Source organism: Pseudomonas sp. TMW22089 (assembly GCF_022496645.1).
GTDB classification, from domain to species: domain Bacteria; phylum Pseudomonadota; class Gammaproteobacteria; order Pseudomonadales; family Pseudomonadaceae; genus Aquipseudomonas; species Aquipseudomonas paraversuta.
On the sequence record NZ_SCFG01000005.1, the window covers coordinates 15,724 to 42,110 of the forward strand.

Annotated in this window: 22 protein-coding genes and 3 tRNA genes; 11 read left to right on the forward strand and 14 right to left on the reverse strand. The window is 58.2% G+C overall.

The window, feature by feature from the left end; genetic code table 11:
* Window positions 1–85 precede the first annotated feature (85 nt).
* From EQV90_RS06690 to EQV90_RS06710, 5 genes are all read right to left on the reverse strand, one after another.
* Entirely contained in the window at window positions 86–1,366 is a 1,281-nt protein-coding gene (locus tag EQV90_RS06690) for an AcvB/VirJ family lysyl-phosphatidylglycerol hydrolase (protein ID WP_240877918.1), read from the reverse strand.
* On the reverse strand, window positions 1,366–4,008 hold the full coding sequence (gene mprF / locus EQV90_RS06695) for a bifunctional lysylphosphatidylglycerol flippase/synthetase MprF (protein ID WP_240877919.1): 2,643 nt from the start codon (window positions 4,006–4,008) through the stop codon (window positions 1,366–1,368). Before mprF ends, EQV90_RS06690 begins: the two co-directional genes overlap by 1 nt.
* 260 nt (window positions 4,009–4,268) lie before the next feature.
* Window positions 4,269–4,345 (reverse strand) — tRNA-Met (locus tag EQV90_RS06700).
* Between the two features lie 160 nt (window positions 4,346–4,505).
* Window positions 4,506–4,582 (reverse strand) — tRNA-Met (locus tag EQV90_RS06705).
* 261 nt (window positions 4,583–4,843) lie between these two features.
* A tRNA-Met gene (locus EQV90_RS06710) sits at window positions 4,844–4,920 on the reverse strand.
* A gap of 288 nt (window positions 4,921–5,208) precedes the next feature.
* Here EQV90_RS06710 and dinB point away from each other — a divergent pair.
* Entirely contained in the window at window positions 5,209–6,270 is a 1,062-nt protein-coding gene (dinB, locus tag EQV90_RS06715) for a DNA polymerase IV (RefSeq protein WP_003443002.1), read from the forward strand.
* On the opposite strand, the gene EQV90_RS06720 is transcribed toward dinB, so the two are convergent.
* The 4 genes from EQV90_RS06720 to EQV90_RS06735 all read right to left on the reverse strand — a co-directional run bounded on the left by EQV90_RS06720 (window position 6,267) and on the right by EQV90_RS06735 (window position 10,996).
* Window positions 6,267–7,220 (reverse strand): hypothetical protein, encoded by a 954-nt coding sequence (locus EQV90_RS06720; protein ID WP_160626881.1) that lies wholly within the window; start codon window positions 7,218–7,220, stop codon window positions 6,267–6,269. The genes dinB and EQV90_RS06720 overlap by 4 nt on opposite strands.
* Window positions 7,221–7,237: 17 nt before the next feature.
* Window positions 7,238–8,953, reverse strand: a complete 1,716-nt coding sequence (locus tag EQV90_RS06725; protein WP_003442995.1) for a proline--tRNA ligase — start codon at window positions 8,951–8,953, stop codon at window positions 7,238–7,240.
* Window positions 8,954–9,055: 102 nt separating this feature from the next.
* Entirely contained in the window at window positions 9,056–10,600 is a 1,545-nt protein-coding gene (locus EQV90_RS06730) for an AmpG family muropeptide MFS transporter (RefSeq protein WP_160626883.1), read from the reverse strand.
* A gap of 42 nt (window positions 10,601–10,642) precedes the next feature.
* Complete coding sequence (locus EQV90_RS06735; protein WP_003442993.1) at window positions 10,643–10,996, reverse strand: MGMT family protein; 354 nt, start codon at window positions 10,994–10,996, stop codon at window positions 10,643–10,645.
* Between the two features lie 166 nt (window positions 10,997–11,162).
* On the opposite strand from EQV90_RS06735, the gene EQV90_RS06740 reads away from it, so the two are divergent.
* Window positions 11,163–12,176, forward strand: a complete 1,014-nt coding sequence (locus EQV90_RS06740) for a DUF481 domain-containing protein (protein ID WP_003442992.1) — start codon at window positions 11,163–11,165, stop codon at window positions 12,174–12,176.
* A gap of 111 nt (window positions 12,177–12,287) precedes the next feature.
* Here EQV90_RS06740 and EQV90_RS06745 read toward each other — a convergent pair whose 3' ends face one another.
* Window positions 12,288–13,046 (reverse strand): SDR family oxidoreductase, encoded by a 759-nt coding sequence (locus tag EQV90_RS06745; protein ID WP_240877920.1) that lies wholly within the window; start codon window positions 13,044–13,046, stop codon window positions 12,288–12,290.
* A gap of 100 nt (window positions 13,047–13,146) precedes the next feature.
* On the opposite strand from EQV90_RS06745, the gene EQV90_RS06750 reads away from it, so the two are divergent.
* The 4 genes from EQV90_RS06750 to groL all read left to right on the forward strand — a co-directional run bounded on the left by EQV90_RS06750 (window position 13,147) and on the right by groL (window position 16,646).
* Window positions 13,147–13,872, forward strand: a complete 726-nt coding sequence (locus tag EQV90_RS06750; RefSeq protein ID WP_240877921.1) for a HugZ family protein — start codon at window positions 13,147–13,149, stop codon at window positions 13,870–13,872.
* A 71-nt stretch (window positions 13,873–13,943) separates the two neighbouring features.
* Window positions 13,944–14,417, forward strand: coding sequence for an FxsA family protein (locus tag EQV90_RS06755; RefSeq protein ID WP_003442984.1), 474 nt, complete (start codon window positions 13,944–13,946; stop codon window positions 14,415–14,417).
* A gap of 242 nt (window positions 14,418–14,659) precedes the next feature.
* Window positions 14,660–14,953, forward strand: a complete 294-nt coding sequence (locus tag EQV90_RS06760; protein WP_003442977.1) for a co-chaperone GroES — start codon at window positions 14,660–14,662, stop codon at window positions 14,951–14,953.
* Window positions 14,954–15,002: 49 nt separating this feature from the next.
* Entirely contained in the window at window positions 15,003–16,646 is a 1,644-nt protein-coding gene (gene groL / locus EQV90_RS06765) for a chaperonin GroEL (RefSeq protein WP_003442974.1), read from the forward strand.
* Window positions 16,647–16,769: 123 nt separating this feature from the next.
* On the opposite strand, the gene EQV90_RS06770 is transcribed toward groL, so the two are convergent.
* On the reverse strand, window positions 16,770–18,719 hold the full coding sequence (locus EQV90_RS06770) for an LTA synthase family protein (RefSeq protein ID WP_003442971.1): 1,950 nt from the start codon (window positions 18,717–18,719) through the stop codon (window positions 16,770–16,772).
* Window positions 18,720–18,922: 203 nt separating this feature from the next.
* Here EQV90_RS06770 and colR point away from each other — a divergent pair, with 203 nt between their 5' ends.
* The 5 genes from colR to EQV90_RS06795 all read left to right on the forward strand — a co-directional run bounded on the left by colR (window position 18,923) and on the right by EQV90_RS06795 (window position 22,704).
* On the forward strand, window positions 18,923–19,606 hold the full coding sequence (gene colR, locus EQV90_RS06775; protein ID WP_003442961.1) for a two-component system response regulator ColR: 684 nt from the start codon (window positions 18,923–18,925) through the stop codon (window positions 19,604–19,606).
* Entirely contained in the window at window positions 19,596–20,876 is a 1,281-nt protein-coding gene (locus EQV90_RS06780; protein WP_003442958.1) for a HAMP domain-containing sensor histidine kinase, read from the forward strand. Before colR ends, EQV90_RS06780 begins: the two co-directional genes overlap by 11 nt.
* Before the next feature lie 200 nt (window positions 20,877–21,076).
* Window positions 21,077–21,757, forward strand: a complete 681-nt coding sequence (locus tag EQV90_RS06785; protein WP_003442955.1) for a class I SAM-dependent methyltransferase — start codon at window positions 21,077–21,079, stop codon at window positions 21,755–21,757.
* Between the two features lie 3 nt (window positions 21,758–21,760).
* Window positions 21,761–22,477, forward strand: a complete 717-nt coding sequence (locus EQV90_RS06790; protein ID WP_003442953.1) for a lipopolysaccharide kinase InaA family protein — start codon at window positions 21,761–21,763, stop codon at window positions 22,475–22,477.
* Window positions 22,477–22,704, forward strand: coding sequence for a hypothetical protein (locus EQV90_RS06795; protein ID WP_003442952.1), 228 nt, complete (start codon window positions 22,477–22,479; stop codon window positions 22,702–22,704). The genes EQV90_RS06790 and EQV90_RS06795 overlap by 1 nt, the downstream gene beginning before the upstream one ends.
* Window positions 22,705–22,756: 52 nt before the next feature.
* Here the strand turns inward: EQV90_RS06795 and EQV90_RS06800 are convergent, their stop codons facing one another.
* The 3 genes from EQV90_RS06800 to EQV90_RS06810 are packed head-to-tail and all read right to left on the reverse strand — an operon-like array spanning window position 22,757 to window position 26,375.
* On the reverse strand, window positions 22,757–23,854 hold the full coding sequence (locus EQV90_RS06800; protein WP_161718197.1) for a DUF1513 domain-containing protein: 1,098 nt from the start codon (window positions 23,852–23,854) through the stop codon (window positions 22,757–22,759).
* A gap of 14 nt (window positions 23,855–23,868) precedes the next feature.
* Window positions 23,869–24,933: an imelysin family protein gene (locus EQV90_RS06805; RefSeq protein ID WP_161718195.1), complete on the reverse strand. Its 1,065-nt coding sequence runs from the start codon at window positions 24,931–24,933 to the stop codon at window positions 23,869–23,871.
* A 26-nt stretch (window positions 24,934–24,959) separates the two neighbouring features.
* Complete coding sequence (locus EQV90_RS06810) at window positions 24,960–26,375, reverse strand: di-heme oxidoredictase family protein (protein ID WP_240877922.1); 1,416 nt, start codon at window positions 26,373–26,375, stop codon at window positions 24,960–24,962.
* Window positions 26,376–26,387 lie beyond the last annotated feature (12 nt).

The following is a 26,387-nucleotide window of genomic DNA, read 5'->3' on the forward strand; positions in this document are numbered from 1 at the left end:
CTGTCGAGATGACCAAAAAAAGCCCCGGTTCGTGAGAACCGGGGCTTTTTTGTTGCTGACTGCTGCAGGGTTGCGGGGGGGGGGATTACGGTGCGGTTGCCTGATGCTTCTTGATGACGTCTACCAGGCGCTGGGCCAGAGCCGGGTAGTTCTCGTCAAAGTGATGGCCCCCTGGCAGCTTCATGCTTTCACCGACGGCGGTCTTGGCAGTGCAGCCGCTTTCATCGACTTCTTCCGCGCCATAAATGCACACCACTTTGGCGGCAGGCAGCCTGGACATCTCTTCGCCGGTATCGGCTTCAGCGCCGGCTTTGCCAAGCCAGCCGTCGACGTGGATTTCAAAGCTGCCGCTACGGGCAAAAGCCAGCAGGATGATGGCATCAACGCGCTTTTGCTCGGCTTCAGGCAGGCGGTTGAAGGTGGCAGGCAACACGTCGGCACCAAATGAATAGCCGACCAGTACAAAGCGCTGGGTACCCCACTTTTGCCGGTAGTGCTGCATCAGCTCGGTCAGATCGGTAGCGCTTTGCTCCGGGGTCTTGTGCTGCCAGTAGTAGCGCAGCATGTCGATGCCGACCACCGGGTAGCCGATCTTCGCCATCTCGCCGGCCACGTCGCGATCCAGGTCGCGCCAGCCGCCGTCACCGGACAGGAACAGGGTCACGGTGCTGTTTTGCTGGCCGGCCGGTACTTCGACCACAGGCATGTTCAGCCCGCCGTTTTCATCCCCCACCAGTATTTTGCGCAGCTCATTGCTGAGTACTTGGGGGTAGTGAATGTCGTAGTCGCTGATGCTGGTCTGAGCATTCGGCTGATCGCGTACGAAGGCGGCGCTCGGGTCGTCAGGGTTGTCGTTCCAGGCCACCAGCCAATTGCCGTGTGCCGCCGACTTGGGCAAGGGCAGGGTGCAGCCGGGTTGTTCGAGCATGAAACCGACTGACACGGCTTGTGCCTTGTCATCGGTTTGCCCGGCCAGCCAGCGCCAGGCCAGGGTTGCGCCAGGACCTATGCCACTGACCAGCGTGGCAGGGCCGTCAAGCTGTTGCAGTGCGTTCTGCAGGGCCTGTTGCTGCAGGGTGCAATCTTCCTTGGGCAGGATCACCTGCACCAGTTGTGCTTTGCCGCCACGGCTCAAGGCCATCAGCTGGGTGTCGCTCAGTGCTTCTTCGACCGGAGTGGCTATTACGATCCGGGCCCTGGCTTTCTGGCCGGGTATCACTTTGGTCAGGGTTGAGCCGTCGGTTTGGCTCAGGTGTTTTATCGTCGGTTCCGGGGCAGGACGATTCCAGAACCAGTAGCCGCCTGCTGCAAGCGCGACCAGAACTATCAAGGTAAGCAATAAAAACCGCCAGGAACGATGTTTCATTAACGTTTCACCAATCCAGTCAAGCCGCCTGCAATCAGGGCGGCGGTATCAGCCAGTGCCACCAGCGGATCAAGTCCTGCGGGCACGGCCATATAACGAGGTTCCCAGTCAGGCTGGAATTTGTCTTTAAAGCGACGCAAACCCTGGAAGTTGTACAGGTGTTCGCCGCGCTGGAACAACATCGACCCCAGACGCTGGGTCAAAGGCGCTCCGCGACGCGGTTGCAGACCGGACAGGGGTACCATTCCCAGGCTGAAACGTGCGTATCCATGCTTTTTATAATGTTGAATCAGGCCGACCATCATGAATTCCATGGTCAGTTTTGGGGCCTCCGGGTGGGCGCGCATCAGGTCGAGGCTCGACAGTTCATGACTGTGGGTCTCAAGCAGGTTGGCGAAAGCCACCGGTTTGCCTTCAAAGCGGATAATGGCCACGCGAAAGTGCTTGATGTACTCGGTGCTGAATCTTCCGAGGGAAAAGCCTTTTTCGCGCACGTTCTTGCCCGTCAGCCAGGCATCGGAAATCACCTTGAGCTCATCCATCGGCGCCTCTCCCGGCTCATGGATTTCCAGTGACAGGCCATCACGTGTGCCGCGATTCCAGGTGTAGCGCAGGTCTTTCATCTCTTTGCCTTTGGCTTCGAGATCAAAACGGTGCAAGTCGACCCGGGCTTCTTCGCCGAGTTTGATCGCGGTCAGGCCAATGTCCATATAGAACGGCAGGTTCTCGGCGCGCACTTGATAAAACACCGGCCGGGCGTGGTAGATATCGCACAGGTCACGGAACTGCCAGATCAGCTCGGCCCGGGGCTGGTTAGGCCCGATGGGGTCATACAGCGCTACCAGGCTGCGGCCTCGGCGGGCGTACATCAGGAAGGCGTTGTCGTCCGGATGGAACAGCAGGGCCTTGTCGCCGGTCAGGGCCAGGCCGCCATCGGGCTGGTCGGAGGCCAGGAGGATTTTCTCGGCCCTTTCCAGCTCCCCGGCGTCCGGCAAGTGGATTACCGGGCGCGCGGTGCGCAGCAGGCAGGTCAGCGAAACAATCACCAGCAGCACTGCCGCGCCCATCAGTGAGCGCAGGCCCCGCGGGGCGTCAGAATCAAGGGTGAACTGCCACCATAGCTGATGGCTATAAGGAACGTCTTGATAGGCGAACAGCAGCAGCCAGATAGAGGCACCCAGGACGCAAATGCTGGCCACCAGATACAGTGGCGAAAAGGGTAGTTCGGTCAGGCGGCTCGGGCGGTAGAACGAGCGGCGAAACAGTCCCAGCAGGCTGGCGGTGAGAACCAGAATGGAGGCTTCCTCCCAGTCAAAGCCTTTGAGCAGGGAAAGCACGGCGCCCACCAGCAGCAAAATGGTGGTCAGCATCCAGGCTGCCGACAAGCGCCGGCGCAGGCCCTGGGCCAGTAGCAGGCACAGAACCCCGATCAGGCTGGCGCCGAAGTGCGAGGCGTCAATCAGGCGATGGGGGATCAGGAAGCCGATGTGTTCCAGGCGGGTGTCGATCTCGGGAGTGGCGCCCGAGAACAGCAAAACCACCCCGGACATAAACACAAGCACAGCCAGGACCGGTGCCGCGAGGCCTGAGGCCACCCGCAGGCTTTGGCGGGTATGAATCAGTCGTTGGGCTTCGTTGATCAGCAGCATCAGGCATGCGACCAGCAGCGGCATGATCACATAGATCATGCGATACAGCAGCAGGGCCGCAGCCAGAGGTGCGGCACCCAGCTGGTTGGCAAAGGCGGCAAGCAGGATGGCTTCAAAGACCCCGACGCCGCCCGGCACATGGCTGAGTACGCCGGCAGCCAGCGCCAGCAGATAAACCAGCAGGAATGGACCAAAAGGCGGTGCTTCAGGCAGCAATAAATACAGGACTGTGGCCGCAGCGGCGACATCCAGTGCCGTAATGACCAGCTGCAACAGGGTCAGGCGCGGGCTTGGCAGACGCAGCGTGCGGCGTCCGGCCTTTACCAGCAGGTTGTCGGGGATCGGCTGCTCGGGCAGGCGACGTCGATAAATACCCAGCGCCAACAAGCCGAATAACGCCAGAACCGCAAAAGCGATCGCCCCCAATAGATAGGCGGGAATATGCAAGGCGGCGGAGGCCGCAGGCAGGTTGCTCAGGGTTGCCAGCGCCGCGAGGGGCGGTAGTGCGCAGCCCAGGGACAGGCTGGCAAACAGCGTCATATGGGCGACTTCGGAGGCGCCAACACCATGTCGTGCATACAGGCGATAACGCACAGAGCCGCCGGACAACAGTGACAGGCCGATGGCGTTGCCAATGGCAAAGGCGGTAAAGCCCCCTAGGGCCAGGGTTTTGGGGGGTAGCTTGACCCCTGCATAACGACTGGCGGACCACTCGTAGCCGAGCAAAATCACGAATCCTACGGCCGTCGCAGCCAGGGCGCCGAGGAGGGCGGGCTTGGGGACTTCCAGAATTGAGTCTTGCAGGGCATATAGATCAAGCTCGCTGAGCAGATGCCGGCACGCGATCAGCGCAATCGCAAACAACAGTAAAGTGAGTGCAAGGCCAATGGGTTGACGGTATTTGCTCAACAAATCCAGCCAGCGCAAACGGGTCGCGGCAATCGGGTGGGCTGCTGTAACGGCTTCTTTAAGTTCTGGCGAGTTATCGGGCATCAATCACCTCGTGGATCGTGCGCGACAGGATGGGGGCATAAACTCAAGTTACCAATCCTTTTGGCTAAAGTTTTTCAAAATATTGCCAGTTGTTTGTCTGAGGTTCAGGTTTGGCGTTTGAAAAAAAGGTAATTGCCGGCCCACAGCATAGTCGAACGGATTTTCAGAAATATGATGTTTATTTTTCGCTGGTCGTCTATTGCAGACTTTTCGAGCACGCACAAAAAAGGCCACTCTTTCGAGTAGCCTTTTTTGATATTTGGTTGCGGGAGCCGGATTTGAACCGACGACCTTCGGGTTATGAGCCCGACGAGCTACCAGACTGCTCCATCCCGCGTCTGTGGGGTGGATTCTACAGCGAATCGCCGGGCTGTCAACCCCTGAATCTCGTAAGCGATTGAAATGTCCGGATTTAATCCTGCTCCTCCGGTCGGGGAGGGGGAGCAAAAACACCCGGGCACAAAAAAGGCCACTCTTTCGAGCAGCCTTTTTATGTTTGGTTGCGGGAGCCGGATTTGAACCGACGACCTTCGGGTTATGAGCCCGACGAGCTACCAGACTGCTCCATCCCGCGTCTGTGGAGCGCACTCTACAGTGATGCGGTGGGGAGTCAACCTTTAATGCGAAAATGCACTAAATAAGATCAATGCAGCTGGTTTTCAGGCGACGGCCTGATCCTGGTCGGCTCGATCCTGCAGGAGAGCTCTCCGGTCTTCAAGATTGTTCCGCTGTGCAAGGGGAGAGGTTGTCGCGAGCAGATCGCTCTTTGTGCGGCGGGTCATAAAACAGGCGCGCACAAAAAAGGCCACTCTTTCGAGTAGCCTTCTTTGATGTTTGGTTGCGGGAGCCGGATTTGAACCGACGACCTTCGGGTTATGAGCCCGACGAGCTACCAGACTGCTCCATCCCGCGTCTGTGGGGTGGATTCTACAGCGATACGCTGGGCTGTCAAACCTTAATTTAGAAAAAAGTGTTCTGGTTCAATCGCTTAGATAAAAGTGCGGGTTATAAAAACGGCTACAGGGCAGGTAGCGTATGGGGTCCAGCTCTATTAGAGGGTGTAATTCGATTAGAAAAACAAATTCATGAGCGGTATTTTCCACGCCTGTCGGGGAGAATCCACACTACTGGTGCTATATACAGTTCCCGGTGACATACTGACCTTCTGTATTGCCTACCCTATAAAGAACACCGCCCTACATGACTCAGCGCAAAATCATCCATGTCGACTGTGACTGTTTCTACGCCGCTATTGAAATGCGTGATGATCCGAGTCTGGCGAACAAGCCCATGGCAGTCGGCGGCTCGGCTGACCATCGTGGGGTTATTTCTACCTGTAACTATGAAGCGCGGGCTTTTGGCGTGCGTTCGGCGATGGCGTCCAGACATGCACTGAAATTGTGTCCGGATCTGGTCATCGTCAATGGCAGGATGGATGCCTATAAAGAAGCCTCCAGAGAGATACACGGCATCCTGCGTGATTACACCGAGCTGATTGAGCCGCTGTCGCTGGATGAGGCCTATCTGGATGTGTCTGACAGTCCGCATTTTGCCGGCAGCGCTACGCGTATCGCCCAGGATATCCGGCGCCGTGTGTCCAACCAGTTGCACATCACCGTGTCTGCCGGTGTGGCGCCCAATAAATTCCTGGCCAAGATCGCCAGTGACTGGAAGAAACCCAACGGACTATTCGTGATCACTCCGGATCAGGTCGAGGATTTTGTCTCGGCGTTGCCGGTCAATAAGCTGCATGGGGTGGGCAAAGTCACGGCCGACAAGCTTGGACGGCTGGGGATTGAAACCTGCCTGCAATTGCGGGACTGGAACAAGCTGGCGCTGGTGCGTGAATTCGGTAGTTTCGGTGAGCGATTGTGGGGCTTGGCACGCGGGATAGATGAGCGTCTGGTGCAGAGCGACAGCCGACGTCAGTCGGTCAGTGTTGAAAATACCTACGATACGGATTTGCCTGATCTGGCCAGCTGTCTAAGCAAACTCCCCGAGCTGCTCGCGACCCTTAATGGACGCATTGCCCGCATCGACAGCAGTTATCGTCCCGGCAAGCCGTTCGTTAAAGTGAAATTTCACGATTTCACCCAGACCACACTGGAGCAGTCCGGTGCGGGGCTTGATCTTGAGAGTTACCAGGATTTATTGAGTCAGGCATTTGCACGCGGTTCCAAGCCCGTTCGATTGCTCGGGCTTGGTGTGCGTTTGCAGGACTTGAACAACGGGTTTGAACAGCTGGAGCTGTTCAGGCGTTAGCTGATCCCGGGATCAGCTACCAGCCGACCGGCATTTTTGGTCAAGGATTGAAGGAATTCACGTTGTAACTCGGGATCGTTACGGGTGAGTTCGATCAGGCTTTGTTCCAGTTCGCTGGCTTCTTCTTCCAGACCCAGTTCCGACAGGCGCTTGACCCGATGCACCCATTGGTTGACGTCGTCACCCTCAAGGTCGTCGTAGATCAAGTTGTGCGCTTCCAGCAGCTTTCCGCGCAGGCCACTGCTGATCGACAGGGTCGAGTCCGAGTGGGTCTCGTCCTGGGCATCCTCAACCATGATGGTCAATTTGCCGATGTGATTCAGGTCCTGCTCGGCAAAAGGGCTGTCCAGCAGGTTGAGGCGCAACACGCCATTGCGGTCGGTGGTGAGTTCGTGGGTCTGTTTGCCGGCTTTTACCACCACCGGACGCTCAGCCCATGGCAGGCTCGAATATTCCAGGCGCTTGTCGCGCTGATTATCCTCGATCCCTGCCAGGTTCTGCTCGGCGCGACCGTGGGACTGTACGTTCATCGCCGGGTTCACGCCGGCGAAACCGTAGTTGATCCAGTCTTTGGTCACGCTGTCAGGCAGTTGCCCAAACATGAACACGTTCAGCACATTGGCGCCCACCCCGGCGACAATCGCCACCGCACCCAGTGGCACTTCATAGATCTCGCGCCAGGGCTGATAGGGCGTGTAGCGGTCGTAATGACGGGTGACATCGAACTCAGTGACTTCAAAAGTCTTTTGTTCGTTGATGCGCACACGGCGTTGCGGCAGCTCCAGCACCGAAGGTGAACCGACATCAATCTGCAGGCTGTGGGCCAGTAGTTTGCGCTCGATGCGCTCCTCGTGTTCGCTGCGTTGCGACATGTGATTGGCACAGCCGCTCAGCAGCAGGGCGCCGCACATGGCGGCGCCCCCGAGGGTCAGGGTGTTTCGATTGAACATGACGTCTCTATCTGGAGTCAGCGGCTGATGCGCGCCTGAAGGAATGCAAGGACATCGGCAACGGGCAGGGCTTGCGCTTCTGCTTCGGTACGGCTCTTGTATTCCAGGTTGCCTTCGGCCAGGCCACGGTCACTGACGACGATCCGGTGCGGAATACCGATCAGTTCCATGTCGGCGAACTTGATGCCAGGGCTGGTTTTCTTGTCGCGGTCGTCCAGCAGAACTTCAAAACCGGCGGCCGTGAGTTGGGCGTAAAGGTTGTCAGTCGCTTCGCGAACGGCTTCGGTTTCATAGCGCAGTGGTACCAGTGCCACCTGGAAAGGTGCCAGGGCATCGCTCCAGATAATGCCGCGCTCGTCGTTGTTCTGCTCGATGGCAGCAGCGACCACACGGGAAACCCCAATGCCGTAGCAGCCCATTGCCAATGTCACGGGCTTGCCGTTCTCGCCCAGTACCTGGCACTTCATCGCTTCGCTGTACTTGGTGCCCAGCTGGAAGATGTGACCGACTTCGATACCGCGTTTGATTTCCAGCGTGCCTTTGCCGTCCGGGCTCGGGTCGCCAGCCACCACGTTGCGCAGGTCGGCAACGGTAGGTACAGGCAGATCGCGCTCCCAGTTCACGCCGAAGTAGTGCTTGTCATCGATGTTGGCACCGACGCCGAAGTCGCTCATCAGCTCGACCGAACGATCAATGATGCATGGCAGTGGCAGGTTCAACGGGCCCAGGGAGCCTGCGCCTGCGCCAATGGCGTCACGCAATTCTGCGTCCGAAGCCATGGTCAGCGGGCTGGCCACCAGCGGATGGTTACCGGCCTTGATTTCGTTCAGCTCGTGATCGCCGCGAATGACCAGTGCGATCAGTTTGCCTTCTTCGGCAGCGTGAACGATCAGGGTCTTGACGGTTTTCTCGATCGCCAGGTTGTAGCCTTCAACCAGTTGAGCAATGGTCTTGGCGTCAGGCGTGTCGACCAGGCGCAGTTCTTCGGTGGCTGCCGCGCGCGAGGTTTCAGTCGGGATGGCTTCGGCTTTTTCAATGTTGGCCGCGTAGTCCGAAGCATTGCTGAACACGATGTCATCTTCGCCAGACTCGGCCAGCACGTGGAATTCGTGGGAGCCGGCACCGCCGATGGAGCCGTTGTCAGCCTCGACCGGGCGGAAGTTCAGGCCCAGACGGGTGAATACATTGCAGTAGGCCTGGTGCATGCGGTCATAGGTGACCTGCAGCGAAGCGTTGTCGGCATGGAACGAGTAGGCGTCCTTCATGATGAATTCGCGGCCGCGCATCAAACCGAAGCGCGGACGGATTTCGTCACGGAACTTGGTCTGGATCTGGTACAGGTTGATCGGCAACTGTTTATAGCTGTTCAGCTCGTTGCGGCACAGATCGGTGATGACTTCTTCGTGGGTCGGGCCCACGCAGAATTCGCGGCCGTGGCGATCCTTGAGGCGCAGCAACTCGGGACCGTACTCTTCCCAGCGGCCGGATTCCTGCCACAACTCAGCCGGTTGAATGCTCGGCATCAGCACTTCGAGAGCGCCGGCTGCGTTCATTTCTTCGCGAACAATGGCTTCGGCCTTGCGCATGATCCGCAGGCCCATGGGCAGCCAGGTGTACAGGCCGGAAGCAAGTTTGCGAATCATGCCGGCGCGCAGCATCAGCTGATGGCTGATAACGACCGCGTCGGAAGGCGTTTCTTTCTGTGTGGCGAGCAAATATTGACTGGTGCGCATGGTTAGTCGTTGCCGTGCTGATGACTAGAAATGACTGGGCATTGTACGGCCGAGATGGGTTGGCGTACAGGGCGGACGGGGGAGCTGGAATCCCCCGGGCTGTTACGGGACTTTTTCGAGATTTACCGGGGGGTTGAGGCGTGCCCGGCGGCTTTCCTGATACCAGTGCAGACTGATCAGCAGCAGGGTGGGGACCCCCATGACGGCAGTGATGATGAAGAAGTTGTGATAACCGAACTTTTCCACCAGGACCCCTGAATAACCGCCCATCAGACGCGGTAGCAGCAGCATGATTGAGCTGAGCAGGGCGTATTGGGTGGCGGAAAACTTGAGGTTGGTCAGGCTCGACAGGTACGCCACGAATGCCGAAGTCGCCAGGCCGGAGCTGAAGTTGTCCAGTGAAATGGTGACAACCAGCATCTGCAGGTTGGGGCCCATGTCGGCCAGCAGCATAAACAGCAGGTTGGTGCCTGCCGAAGCCGCACCGCCAATCAGCAGGATCGGCAAGATGCCGAACCGCACGATCAGCAAGCCGCCCATGCCGGCGCCAACCAGGGTCATGATCAGGCCGAAAATCTTGCTCACGCCTGCGATCTGATCCTTGGTGAACCCTTGGTCGATGTAGAAAACGTTGGCCATGACCCCCATGACGGTGTCCGACATGCGATAGGTGGCGATCAGCCCAAGCAGCAGAAAGGCTTGCCAGCGATACCGCAGGATAAAGTCGTTGACCGGTGTCAGCACCGGCGCGAGTCCGCGCCGGCCTATGGACGACAGGCAGAGCACAGTGAGCAGGGTGTAGAGGATGGCACGCAGGAAAGCCCGGTCTTCGAGTACCAGGTTGATCGGGCTCACGCCTTCAAACAATACCCCGGCAAAGTCGGTGTTATAGAGCTGGGTGAACATCGCCGGAACCGAGACCAGGAGCACGATCAGGACAAAAACCGACGCCAGCTGGTGACCAAAGCTATAACGTCCTGCCTGCAGCTGGGTGCGTAGTGGTACCGGTGGTTCGCGCATGAAAAAGGTGGTCAGCAGCGCCGGAACCATCAGCAGGCCGAAGAGCACATAGGTGCCGGTCCAGGCGGAGTGCTTATAGTTGAAGCCCGTTGAACCGAAACCTTCGGCAAAAAACAGGGCGCCAGCAGTGGCCAGCAAGGCCGCCACCCGGTAACCGGACATGTAGCTGGCTGCCAGCGCGGCCTGACGGCTGTCGTCGGCAATTTCCAGGCGGTAGGCGTCCACGGCAATGTCTTGGGTGGCAGACGCGAACGACACGACAACAGCAATGGCAATCAGCCAGGAAAGATGTTTTTGCGGGTCGCAAAAGCCCATGCCGATCAGGCCGAGGATCACCAGGGTCTGGGACAACACCAGCCATGAGCGGCGTCGGCCAAGTTTTCCGAGGAGCGGCAGGCGCCATTGATCGAGCAGCGGCGACCACACCCATTTAAAGGCGTATGCCAGACCGATCAGGCTTGCATAGCCAATAGTTTCCCGAGCCACACCGGCTTCGCGCAACCAGACAGAAAGCGTTGAAAACACCAGCATGTACGGTAAACCGGCGGCAAAACCGAGCAGCAACAGTACAAGGGTTGAGGGGCTGGAATAGGCAGCTAGCGCTTCGCGCCAGGTTTTACGGGGCATGGACTCGAGTCTGCCTCTGATTGCGGAATCAAAGGGCGCACTCTAACCGTAGTGCTCTATCGGGCGCCAGCCATGGCGTTGTAAATCCACCCGACTATTCACAATCATCAGGCCTTCGCTGCGCAAACGCGCCCGCTGCTCATCACCTGAGGGGCTACCTGCTGGCAAACTGATGCGCCCCCCGGCGGCCAGTACCCGGTGCCAGGGCAGGCGGGAACCTTCGGGCAGCTGGCTGAGCGTGCGCCCCACCCAGCGTGCCGCCCGGCCCAGGCCCGCCAGTTCGGCGAGCTGGCCATAGGTCACCACATAACCCGGGGGAACCTGCATGAGTGTCGAATACAACGCCGTACGGCGGATTTCGGCGGGGGATGGCTGGTGGCTGGTGGCTGTACTCATAGGTGAACCGGATTCAGTGACAGGACCTTAAAAAATAAAGCAGATGCTTTGTTCATCGATCCCGGGAAATGAACTACAGGGGATACATCCGGTCTTTCTTTGCCTGGGGTGTGTCCATCAGGATAATGCCGGCACTTTTTCGCAAATCTGAGTTTCGCATCTGCTTATGTTGTCCAGAACCCTGTTATGCCTTGCTGTCTTGAATGTGTCTACGCCTTTGCTTGCCGATACAGTGTGGTTGAAAAATGGTGACCGCCTGAGCGGCAAGATCAAAGTGTTTGATGGTGGCAAGTTGCTCATTCAGACCGAATACGCAGGGACTATTCCCGTTGACTGGAAGCAAGTCAAAACCCTGGAAAGCGATCAGGAATTGCTGGTCAAGCAGGATGCTTATGTTGGCGAGAAGGCCAAGTCGCTAACGGCGGCAGGGGACGGCAAGGTCACCCTGGCCAACGGAGAAGCTCCGAAAACGGTAGAACTGTCCAGCATCGAGCAGATCATCAAGCCCAAGCCAGTGATTGAAGATCTGGTCTGGAAGGGTAACGTCGATGTCGCGCTGGACTACAAGCGTGCCGAGAAAAAGACCGACGACTACGACATCGACTTCAAGACCACTGCCCGCCATGGGGCCTGGCGTCACCATGCCGAAGGTGAGTACAACCGCGAGTTCCAGAACGACGTGGTGACCACCGATAACTGGAGCGCCGAATATGCCCTTGACCATTTCATTGACGAAAAATGGTACTGGCAAGGCCGGCTGACCTACAAAAGAGACAAAGTGGAAGACATTTCCCGCCAGCGCACTGTGGGTACTGGCCCGGGCTACCAGTTCTGGGATGACGAGCTGGGGTCTTTCTCCCTGGGTTCACTGTTGAACCGCACTGACTATGAATACTCCGACGGTCAAAAGGACAACTTCTACTCATTGGCCATGAAGTGGGACTACAACCGCTTTCTGTTGGGCAAAACGGTTTCGCTCTTCACCAACGGAGAGTTGGGCAAGCCTCTGGAAGGCGCTTCGGATTACAGCCTGGATGCCGAAATCGGCCTGCGTTACAAAGTCACCGAGTGGGCTTCGTTAAACCTCAAGGCTGAAAAAGATCTGATCGGTAGCGGTGGGGGCAATGACAATACGCTCAACAAAACCCGCTACAGCGCGGGTTTTGGCGTGACCTGGTGATTGTCTGAGCGCTGGGCCAGGCAGTGGGCGCCGGCTTGCCGGCGATACGGATAACCCGCTTGCTCTAATGCCTGAGCGAGCAAGCGGGCCTCCTGCAGCAGGCGGAGCAAGTTAGATGCGCAGACCGCCATCGAGCTCCAGAATCCGCCCGCTGTAATAGTCGTTCTCAAAGATGTAGGCCGCCGAATGGGCGATTTCTTCGACTTTGCCCATGCGCTTGAGGGGAATGCCGGCAGTCATTTTTTCCAGGGCTTCGGGTTTCATGCCCAGGGTCATTTCGGTTTCGATGAAGCCGGGGGCAATTCCGGCAACGCGAATGCCGTACCGCGCCAGTTCCTTGGCCCAGGTGACTGTCGCAGCCGCTACCCCGGCCTTGGCCGCAGAGTAGTTGGTTTGCCCGACGTTACCTGCGCGCGAGATCGACGAGATATTGATGATCACGCCCTGCTGGTTCAGCTCGATCATTTTTGCCGCCACCTCACGGGTGCACAGGAAAACCCCGGTCAGGTTGACGTCGATTACCGCCTGCCATTGCGCCAGACTCATCTTGGTCATGACGCCGTCCTTGACCTTCAGCAACAGGCCGTCGCGCAAGATCCCGGCGTTATTGATCAGGCCGTTGATCGCACCAAAGTCTTCTGCAATCTGGGTAACGGTCCGGGTAACCTGCTCTTCGTCCGCGACATTGCACAGGTAGGCCCGGGCCTCGACGCCCTGAGCCTGGCAAGCTGCCACGGCCAGTTCGAGTTTTTCCGGGTTCAGGTCAACCAGCGCCAGTCTGGCGCCCTTGGCCGCCAGATACTCGGCCATGGCACGACCAAGTCCTTGGCAACCGCCAGTGATAATGATTACTTTGTCTTTCAGTTGCATAACAGCCCTCGGCAGCAAATCAGAGTGAGTCCTCGCAGGCCTTTGAAATGCGCCCTGAACTCGTCCGTTTTCGGCGGATTTTTTATTAAGGAGTCACAAGTTGAGCGTTCAAGCTGCCAAGCATGCCCGAGAATTACTGCTCAAGGAATACCGTGGCGCCTTGTCCACCCTCTCCAAAGCCATGCCGGGATTTCCCTTCGGGTCAGTGGTGCCTTACTGCCTGGACGAACAGGGCCGGCCGCTGATCCTGATCAGCCGGATTGCCCAGCACACCCACAACTTGCGCAAGGATCCCAAGTGCTCGCTGATGGTGGGCGAGCGGGGCGCTGAAGACGTTCAGGCGGTCGGTCGACTGACCTGTTTGGCCGAAGCCGAGCAATTGACCGGGGCCGAGGCCATTGAAGCCGCCGCCGAGCGTTACTACCGCTACTTCCCCGAGTCGCGCAGCTATGACACCGCTCACGCTTTCGACTTTTGGGTGTTGAACCCGGTACGCCACCGTTATATCGGCGGTTTTGGCGCCATTCACTGGCTCGACCAGGTGACTTTGCCCAACCCCTTTGCCGGAGCCGCCGAGCAACGGATGATTGAGCATATGAACAGTGACCATGCCAGTGCCATTGCGCATTACGTCGAACTGGCAGGGCTGCCCCGCACCGAACCGGCGCAGATGGTCGGTATCGACAGCGAAGGCATGCACTTGCGTATTGGTGACGGCCTTTACTGGCTGGGCTTTGCAGAAACCTGCAATACTTCGACACAAGTACGCGAAGCCTTGGTTTTTCTGGCCCGCGCGCAGGAGTGGCCGAAAAAACAGACGGCATAGCCTTGAATTCAGGAAGGCGCGCCGTCATCTAAGCTGGGTTGGAAGATATTCTTCCGGAGAGGAATCATTCGATGCGCGCTTTTCTATTGCTCTTTCTGTTGTTTCCAGTGCTAGAGCTGTACGTCTTTTTCAAGGTCAGCACCGCTATAGGGTTTTTCCCGGCGTTGTTGCTGATCATTGCCGGCTCCATGCTGGGTGTTCTGGTGGTACGCGTTGCAGGTTTGGCCACAGCCCTGAGGGCCCGTGAAAGCCTGAGTCGTGGCGAGTTGCCGGCCCAGCAAATGCTGGAAGGCCTGATGCTGGCTCTGGGTGGCGGCCTGATGGTGCTCCCGGGCTTCATCAGTGACATCGCGGGTCTGTTGCTGCTGTTCCCGCCGGTGCGTCGTTTTCTGGTTAACCGTCTGCGCAAGCGTGCAGAGGAACAGGCCATCCGTCAGCGTGCATTTGCCGATGAATTTGCAGCGCAGAGCCGACCCGGTACACACCAGCCCCTGGGCCGTGAGCCGAACGTGATTGAAGGCGAGTTCGAACATCGCGACAAGTAAGGTTTTGACGTTTTCCACACGGCACCCTGGGTGCCGTGTTTGTTTTCAGGGATTACACAGGGCTAAAAATTTCATTGGCGTGCCCTTGTAATCAGTTGATACGCCCTTATGTAACGGACACCGCAGGGTTTTGCTGGCAACAGCAGGCACCTTTGAGCGAATCGCACCCGGCATTTCCGGACTTGCAAACCCCGCCGGTTTTAACATCGGCCGATGAACACCACAATTAGGAGAGATCGACAATGAAGCTTCGTCCTCTGCATGACCGCGTCGTAATCCGTCGCAGCGAAGAAGAAAAGAAAACCGCTGGCGGTATCGTTCTGCCGGGTTCAGCTGCCGAAAAAGCCAACAGCGGTGAAATCATTGCCGTGGGTACTGGTCGCGTTCTGGACAACGGTGAAGTACGTGCGCTGGCTGTGAAAGTGGGTGACAAGGTTGTGTTCGGCCCTTACTCCGGCAGCAACACTGTAAAAGTCGACGGCGAAGACCTGCTGGTTATGGCTGAGAACGAGATTCTCGCTGTAATCGAAGGCTGATCTCCCGCTCCTTTTCCCGTTACTACAAAGTATTTAAGGAAGAACGAACATGGCTGCTAAAGAAGTTAAATTTGGTGATTCCGCCCGCAAAAAAATGCTCGCCGGTGTAAACGTCCTGGCTGACGCAGTAAAAGCGACCCTGGGTCCTAAAGGCCGTAACGTGATCATCGAGAAGAGCTTCGGCGCTCCGACCATCACCAAGGACGGCGTTTCTGTTGCCAAAGAAATCGAACTCAAAGACCGTTTCGAAAACATGGGCGCGCAGCTGGTTAAAGACGTTGCTTCCCGTGCTAACGATGACGCAGGCGACGGTACTACCACTGCAACCGTTCTGGCTCAGTCGATCGTCAACGAAGGCCTGAAAGCCGTCGCTGCCGGCATGAACCCGATGGACCTGAAACGCGGCATCGACAAGGCGACCATCGCCATTGTCAAAGAGCTGAAAACCCTGGCCAAGCCATGCGCTGACAGCAAGGCAATCGCTCAGGTAGGTACCATCTCTGCCAACTCCGACAGCTCCATCGGCGACATCATTGCCGAAGCCATGGAAAAAGTCGGTAAAGAAGGCGTGATCACTGTTGAAGAAGGCTCGGGCCTGGAAAACGAACTGTCTGTAGTCGAAGGCATGCAGTTTGACCGTGGCTACCTGTCCCCGTACTTCGTCAACAAACCAGAAACCATGACTGCCGAGCTCGACGGTCCGCTGATCCTTCTGGTCGACAAAAAAATCTCCAACATCCGTGAACTGCTGCCAGTTCTGGAAGCTGTTGCCAAAGCCGGCCGTCCGCTGCTGATCGTTTCCGAAGACGTTGAAGGCGAAGCCCTGGCGACTCTGGTTGTGAACAACATGCGCGGTATCGTTAAAGTCGTTGCTGTTAAAGCACCTGGCTTTGGTGACCGTCGCAAGGCAATGCTGCAGGACATCGCTGTTCTGACTGGCGGTACCGTTATCTCCGAAGAGATCGGTCTGAGCCTGGAAAGCGCTACCCTGGAACACCTGGGTAATGCCAAGCGCGTAACCGTAACCAAAGAAAACACCACCGTTATCGACGGTGCTGGCGTTGAAGCAGACATCCAGGCTCGCGTGACTCAGATCCGTGCCCAGGTAGCTGACACTTCGTCCGACTACGACCGTGAAAAACTGCAAGAGCGTCTGGCCAAGCTGTCCGGCGGCGTTGCAGTGATCAAGGTTGGCGCTGGTTCCGAAGTAGAAATGAAAGAGAAGAAAGCCCGCGTTGAAGACGCCCTGCACGCTACCCGTGCAGCCGTTGAAGAAGGCGTGGTACCTGGCGGTGGCGTGGCACTGGTTCGCGCTCTGCAAGCAATCGCTGACCTGAAAGGCGACAACGCTGATCAGAACGTAGGTATCGCTCTGCTGCGTCGTGCTGTTGAAGCACCTCTGCGCCAGATCGTTGCCAACTCCGGCGACGAGCCAAGCGTAGTTGTCGACAAAGTGAAGCAGGGTTCGGGTAACTACGGTTACAACGCAGCCACTGGCGAATACGGCGACATGATCGAAATGGGTATCCTTGACCCGGCCAAAGTGACTCGTTCGGCTCTGCAGGCAGCTTCTTCGATTGCCAGCCTGATGATCACCACCGAGGCGATGATCGCTGAGATCCAGGACGACAAGGCAGCTGGCGGCGGTATGCCAGACATGGGCGGCATGGGTGGTATGGGCGGCATGATGTAAGCCGGCTTTACCCCGAAACGCAAAAGCCCCGCCTGAGTAATCAGGCGGGGCTTTTTTGTGTCTGAAGAAACAGTTGAACCTTGCAGGAGCGAGCCTTAAAAGCTCGCTCCTGCAGGGAAATGGTTACTTCTGCGAGATCTGCAGCGGTGCTGCGAACACCGGTTTCCAGCTCAGCAACTGCTGCTTGTAGCCGTAGCTGGCGACCTGGTAGTAGGTGATCGCACGCTCAATCAACGGATCGGTGGCCGGTACCCGGGATTCAATACTGGCAGTCAGTGCTTCGTCGTGACGGCGCAGGCCCTGGCGCGGGCTGAGAATCGCCAGGTCCTTGCCGTCGAACAAGCCCAGATGCTGGTAATTACCCACTACCACGCGGGGTGGCAGAGGGTTTTCCTGCAGCAGGTTGCGGCCAAAGAAGGTCGACTGATAGTCCATGTTCAGCAAGCCGAGCAAGGTCGGAGCCAGGTCGATCTGGCTGGCCAGTTGTGCGCTCTCGCGGGCTTCTATGAATTTTGGCCCATAGATAAACAGCGGGATCTGGTAGTTGGTAATGGGCAAGTCTTCCTTGCCGGCGCTGCCTGCCGTGTGGTCAGCCACGAAAATGAAGATCGTGTTGTCGAACCACGGCTTTTGGCGGGCATCCTTGAGGAACTGGCCGATGGCGTAGTCGGTGTATTTCACCGCACCGTCGCGACCGTTACCCGACTTGATGTCGATACGGCCTTCTGGATAGGTATAAGGACGATGGTTGGAGGTGGTCATCAACTGCAGTAAAAACGGCTTTTGCCGGGCGTAATCGGCATCGGCCAGCTTCAGGGTTTCGCGGTACAGGTCTTCGTCAGCCATGCCCCACGCATTTTTGAAGTGGATATCGGCTTCATTGACGCTGCTTTGGTCAACCACGCGGTAACCGTTGCCGCTGAAAAATGCGTTCATGTTGTCGAAATACCCGCGGCCGCCATAGACGAACACGCTGTCATAGCCCACGGCATTGAGTTGCTGGCCAAGGCTGGCAAAGCCGCTTTCACGACCGATACGCTTGACGATGGAGCGGCCCGGGGTAGGAGGAATGGCCAGGGTAATGGCTTCCAGGCCCCGATCGGTACGGGTACCGGTGGCATAGAAGTTATTGAAGTACAGGCTCTCTTTGCGCAACTGATCCAGGTTCGGGGTCAGGTTGCGGCCGTCACCATTGCTGCCCAGGTACTTGGCGCTCAGGCTTTCGATGGTCACCAGCACAATGTTTGGCTGGCGCGCAGTCCCCGGGTTGTCGATGTTGCGCCGGATATCCAGCGGGTCCTTGCCGACAAATGTGGCATTGGGTTCCGTGAGCTCGGTGCGCAGCTGTCTGGCGACCACGTCGGCAGGCAGGCTGGCGTAGAACTGCTGGTAGTCCAGTTCGTTGTTACGGAATGCGGCGAAGAACTGGTACGGGCCGTTGCTCGCCAGTTCGTGCTGATAGGCGTTGCCGCCCTGGCCGCGCGGGCCGTCCTGATCAAGCAACTGCAGGCTCAAGCCTGCCACCAGCAGCAAACCGGCGAAGGTTGCCAGGCGAGCGCGAAAGGTGGGCAGCGGGGCATTCATGGCGGCATTGAACGGTTTGCGCAAGGCAACACTCAGAACAATGGCCGCGACGCCGATGGCACTGAGCAGCAGGCCGATCGGATACGACTCCAGCACGTTATTCAGCACTTCATCGGAGTAAACCAGGTAATCCACGGCGATAAAGTTAAAGCGCACACCGAACTCGTCCCAGAACAGGAATTCGGCCACTGCGGTGAACAGCATGGCGAACAGGCTCACGGTCAGCAGGCCTTGCAGGAACCAGCGATGACCACGACGGCGCCACAGGGCGGGCGGGCACAGCAACAAATACAGACCCAGCGGCAAGGCGGCGTAGGTCAAAAATCCCAGATCGTAGAGCAGGCCAATGCCAAACACCGGCAACCAGCTATTACCAGCCTCGCCCAAATGGGTGAACAGCAAGACGCCTCGGGTGATTAAAAAGGTCGCCAGCCAACAGCCTGTCAACAGAAGCAGATAGCGCATTGGCGCGGTGGACAGCAGACGCATTAGTGTTTTTCCTTAAACCCGTTGGGGGCGTGAGTGTGCGGGCGCCACTGTATTGGCTTTGTGAACCGTGAGTAAAAAAAATGTCAGATTTGGGCGTTCTTCAACTAAATAGAGTGATGGTCTTGCAGCGCTGGCTCTCGGTCGTGCTAAGACTTAAGCTGCGCGGGCCAAGACGGTCGTAACTGCGTACGGAGAAAGTGCCCATGAGAGTTCTACTGGTTGAAGACAACCGCGATATCCTTGCCAATCTGGCGGACTACCTGGGGCTTAAGGGCTATACCGTTGACTGCGCGCAGGACGGTTTGTCAGGTCTGCATCTGGCGGCCACCGAGCATTACGACCTTATCGTGCTCGACATCATGTTGCCCGGGATCGACGGTTACACCTTGTGCAAGCGCTTGCGTGAAGATGCGCGACGCGATACTCCGGTGATCATGCTCACCGCCCGCGACCAGCTCGACGACCGCCTGCAGGGCTTCAAGTCCGGCGCCGATGACTACCTGCTCAAACCCTTTGCCTTGTCGGAACTGGCGGCACGCATTGAAGCAGTATTGCGCCGGGCTCAGGGGGGCGGGCGACGCGAGCTGCAAGTGGGCGATCTGAAATACGACCTCGATACCCTTGAAGTAACCCGCGAAGGGCGCCTGCTCAAGCTCAACCCGGTGGGGCTCAAGTTGCTGGCCGTATTAATGCAGAAAAGCCCCCACGTGTTGCGCCGTGAAGTGCTGGAAGAGGCCTTGTGGGGCGATGACTGCCCTGACAGCGACAGCCTGCGCAGCCATGTGCACCAGTTGCGTCAGGTGATCGACAAGCCGTTCGACAAGCCGTTATTGCAAACCGTACATGGTGTCGGCTACCGCCTCGCCGAGAGTCGTGATGGAGTTTAAGCAAAGCCTTGCCCAGCGGATCATCATTGCCTTCGCACTCATGAGTGCGCTGGTGGCAGGTACATTCGCCCTGGGCATTGTTGCCACCGTTCACCTGGTCGAAGAAAAACTCATTTCAGCGGGCCTGGGCGGCGACCTGCAACGCCTGTTGTTGATGGACAATATTGCCGACTGGAACCATCGACCGGAGCCTGACCAGCTGTTTTATTACAGTGGCGGGCGCGGCGATTTCGCTTTGCCCAAAGACCTGCGCCATCTTGATCCGGGTTTTCATGAAGTGTTTCGCGACCAGCTGTCGTACCACGCCATGGTCGAAGTGGTTGACGGTCGGCGCTATGTATTGCTGCAGGACCAAAGTGATTTCGAAGAACGTGAGCGCGTGTTGTTTGCCGTGGTCGTGGTCGGTTTTGTACTGGCATTGGCCCTGGCGGTCTTTTTAGGCTGGATTCTGGCCCGCAGGGTCATGGCCCCCGTGGTGCGCCTGGCGCGCCAGGTGCGTCATCGTGATCAGTTGCTGGGCCTGGCTCCGCCTTTGGCGCCGGACTATGCGGCCGATGAAGTGGGCGAGTTGGCGGTGGCGTTCGACGCTACCCTGGGGCGCCTGCGCGACACCCTGACCCGTGAGCGGCTGTTCACCAGCGATGTCAGCCATGAGTTGCGTACCCCGCTGATGGTACTGGCCAGTTCGTGCGAGCTTTTGCTGGAAAATCCGGCGCTGGACCCGCGCAGCCGCTCGCAAGTCGAGCGAATCTCGCGCGCCTGTGAAGAAATGCGCGAGCTGGTACAGACCTTCCTGATGCTGGCCAGGGCTCAGCACGAAGATGCCAGCATGTCGCCGAAAGTGACCCTCACTACCGTGGCCGAAGGCCTGATCAGTTTGTGGCGCGGCCCCATTGAAGCCAAGGGCCTGACCCTGATCTACGATCCGGGGCAGCCACTGGATACCCGTTATAACGCGACCTTCCTGCACGCCGTCATGGGCAACTTGCTACGAAATGCCCTGCATTACACCGACACCGGTTTCATCCGGTTGAGTCTCGAGCCCACCGGATTTGTGGTGGAAGACAGCGGTGTGGGGATTCCCGAAGAAAAACGCCAGGCCATGTTCCAGCCTTTTGTAAGGGGCAGCGAAAAACGCGGGGAAGGGCTGGGGTTGGGGCTGTCGCTGGTGCAACGGATCTGTGACAGCCAGGGCTGGCGGGTAACGCTGACCACCATGGAGCCCAACGGGTGCCGCTTTCACGTTGAATTGAACCCGGTTGATGTCTGATATGTCCTGCCATGGCCAGCGTCCTGCTGGCCATTCCCCTTTCAGGGTTTAGTTTTTGAAGTGGCCCAGAGCCATTATTGGTGGTCTGTAAAACCCTGTAACGTCTGATCGGGCCAAGGCACGAAATTTTCACCCGGTGATGACCTGATGCATACGTTCTCCTGATTAAGGTAGCGCTTACACGCTTCAGGAGAGCCGTCATGAGCTCCACAATCAAACTCAAGTTTTCTGAAAAGTACGATCAAAAGCACGCCGCCGAGTACCTGGAAAAACATCAGGACGGGCTCGCCCGACGGCTTTCGCACAAGCGTGATGAGCAGTTGGCGCGCAAGGCCCTGGCATTGGCCGGCGAGCCGGGCCTGGTACTGGATCTTCCTTGTGGCGCAGGGCGTTTCTGGCCGTTGCTGGCCGAAAAGACCAACCGCGAAATCATTGGTGCGGATTACTCTGCATCCATGCTGGAAGTGGCATCGAAGGCACAGCCTGCGCAAGTGGTCAAACGGGTACGGCGTTTGCAGACATCTGCATTTGATATCGATCTGCCAGATAACGCGGTCGACAGTATTTTCAGCATGCGCCTGCTGCACCACATTGGTGATGCAAGTCACCGGATGGCTCTGTTACGGGAGTTTCACCGTGTCAGCCGGGACAGTGTGATCATTTCGCTGTGGGTCGATGGCAATTTCAAAGCCTGGAAACGCAACCGCCTGCAACGTCAGCGTGAAGCCGATGGCGGGTCGGACGGGTATCAGAATCGTTTTGTGTTACCGGCGGTGACTGTTGAAGCCGAGTTTAAAAAAGCCGGGTTCGTTGTTCAGAATCATTTGGATTTTATCCCGCTGTATGCGATGTGGCGGGTTTACATATTACGCAAGAGGTAACCCATGGCCGTTGAATTTGTATCTCCACCCCAAGCTGCAACTGAAGACCGCTTCGAGTACTACTGGCAGCAGCAAGGCGAGTGGGTCGAGGAGCCGAATCAGCGTCGCGGCGGTGAGAGTGGTGTGCAGCGAATTCGCGATGCCGGTGGACGATTGCTTTATGCCAAACGCCAGGTCGGTCATACCTACCGTAGCTGGCGTTACCCGCTGGGCCGGCCGACGGTATTGCGTGAGCGTGATGCACTGCTGGCCATGCAGGGTTTGGCGGTGGGGGTACCCGAGTTGGTGTACTGCGGGGCAAAACAGGGTGCAGACCGTCAATGGCGCGCACTGCTGGTGACCGCAGCCCTTGACGGCTTTATCGAAATTGACAACTGGTACGCCGCCGGTGGGCGTGAACGCCATGGTGAAGCGATCCATGAGCGGGTGCTGGAAGCCATTGCCCATACCCTGGCGCGCATGCATCTGGGACGTTGGCAGCATGGTTGCCTGTACCCCAAGCACGTCTTCGTACGGGTCACCGCAGACGGTGAAAGTGCCGTGGTCGACATCGCCCTGCTGGACCTTGAAAAAAGCCGGCAACGCCTGACTCCGCACAAAGCTGCCTCCCACGATCTCAAGCAACTGCGTCGCCACTCGTCGTGGAATGCCGCCGACTGGAACAAATTGATCTACTTTTACGAGAAGGTGTTTGGCAGCGCCATCAAAGGTTTACGGTGATGAAGAGAGAAATAGCACGAGGTTTGTTTCTACTGGTCGCTCTGGCCATTGCTTCTGTGGCGCTGGCCGCCTGGGAGCAGCCCAAGCCCCAGGTATTCAGCGGTGCAGTCAGCGGGGCCAGTTGCCCGCTACCGCGAGTTGCGAAAGTGGCGAGCGTAGCGACGCCAGATCACGACCTGTTGCTGTTCATGTTTGGCATGGCCCAGGGCATGAAATCCCAGGGCTGAAGCCGCAGGCTGTGCCAGGGGCCCCGGGACCTTGAGTCATGGGGCTCTGGATTTACATCACATGCAAATGGTTGTCCCACAGCCCTGATGGCAAATCCAGCGGTTTGGCTGTCAGCTCACTCTGGCGGCAGTCATAGAAACGGCAACGACCCTGACCGGATGTAACCACAAAGCCATCCTCTACCGCAGCCACCCCGGCGCAATCGGGTAACGGCGCATCGAGGCGCAAGTCACCGCTGTCCAGATCCCAGACAAAGAACCGGTTGCCCCGCGGAGCGGTCAATGCAACCAGCCGCAACCCGCTGTGTACCGCCACACTGGCCGTGTAATGGCCCATGGCACGCAGTTGCTGCTCTGCCACCGGGAAGGGTTCGAAGGGCTGACCAGGACGCTTGATCGCCAGCAATTCGGACAATGTGTGGGCCTCGCCCATGAATTGCTGACACGCAACGATGGTGCCGTCAGTTGCAATTGCAAGATGGCGCACGCTGTTCATCTGCTGGCTCAAGGTCTCTTTGCTCAGCAACGTCCCGTCGCGCTGCATCAGGACCAGGCTGGGCTCCATCGCATTCAGATTCATCTCGATCCGGCTTTCGGCCTCGGTACGAATCCCGCCGTTGGCCACCACCAGCGTCTCGCCGTCGGGCATCCACGACACCTGATGCGGGCCAACGCCGTGGGTCGGGATTTCGCCACTGTGAACCAAGCGCCCGTCTGCAAAGCGATAAACCCCCAGCAAGCCACGTCCCGGGTCGGTGGTGTCATTTTCAGTGGTGTAGAGCCATTCGCCGTCTTTATGGATCACCGCATGGCCGTAAAAATGTCGATCGGGCAGCGATGTCAGGGTTTGTAGCAACTGCCCGTCTGCAAGGTTGATCAGGTAGCTCTCGGTGCCGGGGCGCCGCGCGACAAACAGCGCAATGGGCAGCGAAGGGTGATTGATGATGTCATGGCAGCGCTGGCCGACCCGGGTGCTGAACACCTGAGTGCCGTCCAGCCGATAGCCGACGGCAAAGTGATTGCCGTCCACATCGTCACGGGCACTCAACAGCAGCGGGCTCTGGCCTTTTTGTTTAAACAGTGACCAGCCGCCCAACGTGACGGCGCTCAGTAGTAAACCACCGAGCTTGAGAGCTTGCCTGCGCATCATCGACCCCTCTTTCATCAGTCGCCGTCGTTGGCGTTAAAGCCCAGCTGAATGCCCAGGGCCTTGGCCAGTTCGCCTTCGTGCAGGCGGTGAACCACGTTCAGGCTGTCGTAGATGGCGTCCAGCTGGGCGCGACCTGCGTCGTCAGCCAGCAATTCATTGAGCGAACGCTGGTTGTCATTGAACAGCTTGAGCGAAGCGGCATAGGCAGCGTCGATCTTGTCAGCCAACGGCTTTTGCTCAGCAGGCAACAAGCCACGCAAGCCTTGGTTGTCGACCCCGACCCAGACGGTCTGGGCGGCAGCGAGGCTGGCAGCCAGGCTTTGCAGCGATGACTGGCTGCGCCATGCGTCGGCCTGGAATGGCTGGGCGATGCCCTTGCTCTGGCGGCCCATCGGGGTGCCGAGCTTTTTCTTCAGGGTATCGAGTGCCGTGACCTGTACCCGCAACAGATCAGCAATGGCCTCGTGGGAGTCGGCATAGCGCTGGTTAGGGAACTTGGTCATTTGCGCGAGCATGCCGTCGGTGCTGTTCCAACTGGCCAGAATCTCTTCGGCCAGTTGTTTCTGGCGTTCGCCAATGGCACTCAACAACGGGCAGTAACGGGCTTTTTGTGCAGCATCAGCCAGGTCGATATTGCTGTCGAACAGAATGTATTCGTAGGCTGACAGGCCTTGCACCACAACGCTGGACTTGGCCAGGGCATCGGCATCGATCTGGGGCTGGGCTACCACCAGTTGCTCAACCTGACGTCCGACCAGGTTTTTCTTGTCCGGCCAGAACTGGACCTGCCACGAGCGATTACCTTCGGCCAGCGGACCGATCAGCAAGGGTTGCAGCTCGGCCCAGGCTTTTTGCGCGTGCAAGAAGTCAGCCCTGGCGGTTTCCAGTGTTTCTTTGCCCTGGCAGAAGGCCAGGGCACTGACGGCCAGTTGGCGGTCGGCATCGACCCAGCGGCTGTAGGTCGGCAAAATCACCTGTTTGGCAATCGCCGCCGAGGTGACGGCTTGCGGGTCTTGTGGCGAGCATGCGGCCAGAGCGATCGCGGCAAGGCTGGTGAACAAAAGCTTGGGTCGAAACATGTCGGGGTCCCCGATCTTGTAAGGCGTTAAAGAGAGTTCAGGAACGCCAGCAACGCTGCGCGCTGCCCGGCATCGAATTGCAGCACCTGCTGTCTGGCCGGTTCGGCCTCACCACCGTGCCAGAGCACGGCTTCGAGCAGGTTGCGTGCACGTCCATCGTGCAAAAACCGGGTGTGTCCACTGACTGTTCGGGTCAGACCTATACCCCACAGTGGCGCGGTGCGCCAGTCGCGCCCGGAGGCGGCGAACTCTGTGCGGTTGTCGGCCAGACCGTCGCCCATATCGTGGAGCAACAGGTCGCTGTAAGGGTGAATCACCTGGTTGGCCAGTTCGGGTTCAGCGGCGTTGGCCGAGGTGGTGAACGTCGGCGTATGGCACGACGCACAGCCTGCCTGGTAAAACAGGTTTTTGCCGGCCAGCACCTGGGGCGAGCCGACATCCCGTCGTGCAGGCACGGCGAGGTTGCGGGTATAGAACTCGACGAGCCGCAGAATGTTGTCACTGACCTCTGGCTCGCCATCCGGGCCATTGCCGTTGGGGGCTTGAAGACAGTCAGTTTGGGCCGGGGTGCAGTCATCAACGGGTCTCAGGGACGTGGTGAGCCCCATATCACCAGAAAAGGCGTGAACGTTTTGTTGATTGAGGTTCGGTTGACCGGCTTTCCAGCCAAAGCGCCCCAGAACAGTCTTTTGTTGCGCATCATCCCAGACCCGGTTCGGACGTCCGGCAACCCCGTCACCTGTGTTGGCATTGGCCAGAATCGCCTCTTCGGGGATGGCCTCAAGCAAACCCAGGCCAATCATCGGCGGTGCAACGCGTGCCGAGAAACGGGTGTCCGGGTGCATCGGGCCATAACCGAGCTGGGTGATTCTCAGTGTCGGTTTTTGCAGCTCGACTGCCGTGCCGTCCTTGAAATGTACCAGCACCGGCTGGTATTCGACCCGCACCTTGCCTTCGGGGGCAACGCCGGGCACGGCCATGTCCTGCAACTGAGCGCCATAAACCGGTTCCGGCACTACGCCGGTCTGCTCGATCAACCTGGCATAGGCGGGTTGATCGGGAATCGACAGGCGTACCAGCATGGACACCGAGTTGACGGCGTCCGGCGCAGGAGGGTGGCCGCGACCGTCCTTGATATGGCAGTTCTGACAGGCATTGGTATTGAACAGCGGGCCCAGGCCGTCACGGGCGGTGGTGGTGGAGGGGGCTATGACCCAGGGGCTGCGAAAGAAACTGTTGCCGACACTGAAATCCAGACGCCGGCTTGGCGAAAGGTTGGCGGAGGGCATGGAGAACGCATTTCGATCGGCTTTACCCACTGTCGTATCCCCGCCGGAGCGGGATTCACCGGGCTCGGGTTGGGTAAAACGCGGGGCATCATCACAGCCGCCAAGGCCCAGGGCCAATAGCAGCAGAGACAGGCGAAGAGGCAGCGAAGGCATCAAGCGTCCAGA

What these genes read in the sequence shown, in the direction of transcription:
- EQV90_RS06690 (WP_240877918.1), bottom strand. Translation starts at nt 1,366, where the DNA reads ATGAAACATCGTTCCTGGCGGTTTTTATTGCTTACCTTGATAGTTCTG.
- mprF (WP_240877919.1), bottom strand. Translation starts at nt 4,008, where the DNA reads ATGCCCGATAACTCGCCAGAACTTAAAGAAGCCGTTACAGCAGCCCAC.
- dinB (WP_003443002.1), top strand. Translation starts at nt 5,209, where the DNA reads ATGACTCAGCGCAAAATCATCCATGTCGACTGTGACTGTTTCTACGCC.
- EQV90_RS06720 (WP_160626881.1), bottom strand. Translation starts at nt 7,220, where the DNA reads ATGTTCAATCGAAACACCCTGACCCTCGGGGGCGCCGCCATGTGCGGC.
- EQV90_RS06725 (WP_003442995.1), bottom strand. Translation starts at nt 8,953, where the DNA reads ATGCGCACCAGTCAATATTTGCTCGCCACACAGAAAGAAACGCCTTCC.
- EQV90_RS06730 (WP_160626883.1), bottom strand. Translation starts at nt 10,600, where the DNA reads ATGCCCCGTAAAACCTGGCGCGAAGCGCTAGCTGCCTATTCCAGCCCC.
- EQV90_RS06735 (WP_003442993.1), bottom strand. Translation starts at nt 10,996, where the DNA reads ATGAGTACAGCCACCAGCCACCAGCCATCCCCCGCCGAAATCCGCCGT.
- EQV90_RS06740 (WP_003442992.1), top strand. Translation starts at nt 11,163, where the DNA reads ATGTTGTCCAGAACCCTGTTATGCCTTGCTGTCTTGAATGTGTCTACG.
- EQV90_RS06745 (WP_240877920.1), bottom strand. Translation starts at nt 13,046, where the DNA reads ATGCAACTGAAAGACAAAGTAATCATTATCACTGGCGGTTGCCAAGGA.
- EQV90_RS06755 (WP_003442984.1), top strand. Translation starts at nt 13,944, where the DNA reads ATGCGCGCTTTTCTATTGCTCTTTCTGTTGTTTCCAGTGCTAGAGCTG.
- EQV90_RS06760 (WP_003442977.1), top strand. Translation starts at nt 14,660, where the DNA reads ATGAAGCTTCGTCCTCTGCATGACCGCGTCGTAATCCGTCGCAGCGAA.
- groL (WP_003442974.1), top strand. Translation starts at nt 15,003, where the DNA reads ATGGCTGCTAAAGAAGTTAAATTTGGTGATTCCGCCCGCAAAAAAATG.
- EQV90_RS06770 (WP_003442971.1), bottom strand. Translation starts at nt 18,719, where the DNA reads ATGCGTCTGCTGTCCACCGCGCCAATGCGCTATCTGCTTCTGTTGACA.
- colR (WP_003442961.1), top strand. Translation starts at nt 18,923, where the DNA reads ATGAGAGTTCTACTGGTTGAAGACAACCGCGATATCCTTGCCAATCTG.
- EQV90_RS06780 (WP_003442958.1), top strand. Translation starts at nt 19,596, where the DNA reads ATGGAGTTTAAGCAAAGCCTTGCCCAGCGGATCATCATTGCCTTCGCA.
- EQV90_RS06785 (WP_003442955.1), top strand. Translation starts at nt 21,077, where the DNA reads ATGAGCTCCACAATCAAACTCAAGTTTTCTGAAAAGTACGATCAAAAG.
- EQV90_RS06790 (WP_003442953.1), top strand. Translation starts at nt 21,761, where the DNA reads ATGGCCGTTGAATTTGTATCTCCACCCCAAGCTGCAACTGAAGACCGC.
- EQV90_RS06795 (WP_003442952.1), top strand. Translation starts at nt 22,477, where the DNA reads ATGAAGAGAGAAATAGCACGAGGTTTGTTTCTACTGGTCGCTCTGGCC.
- EQV90_RS06800 (WP_161718197.1), bottom strand. Translation starts at nt 23,854, where the DNA reads ATGATGCGCAGGCAAGCTCTCAAGCTCGGTGGTTTACTACTGAGCGCC.
- EQV90_RS06805 (WP_161718195.1), bottom strand. Translation starts at nt 24,933, where the DNA reads ATGTTTCGACCCAAGCTTTTGTTCACCAGCCTTGCCGCGATCGCTCTG.
- EQV90_RS06810 (WP_240877922.1), bottom strand. Translation starts at nt 26,375, where the DNA reads ATGCCTTCGCTGCCTCTTCGCCTGTCTCTGCTGCTATTGGCCCTGGGC.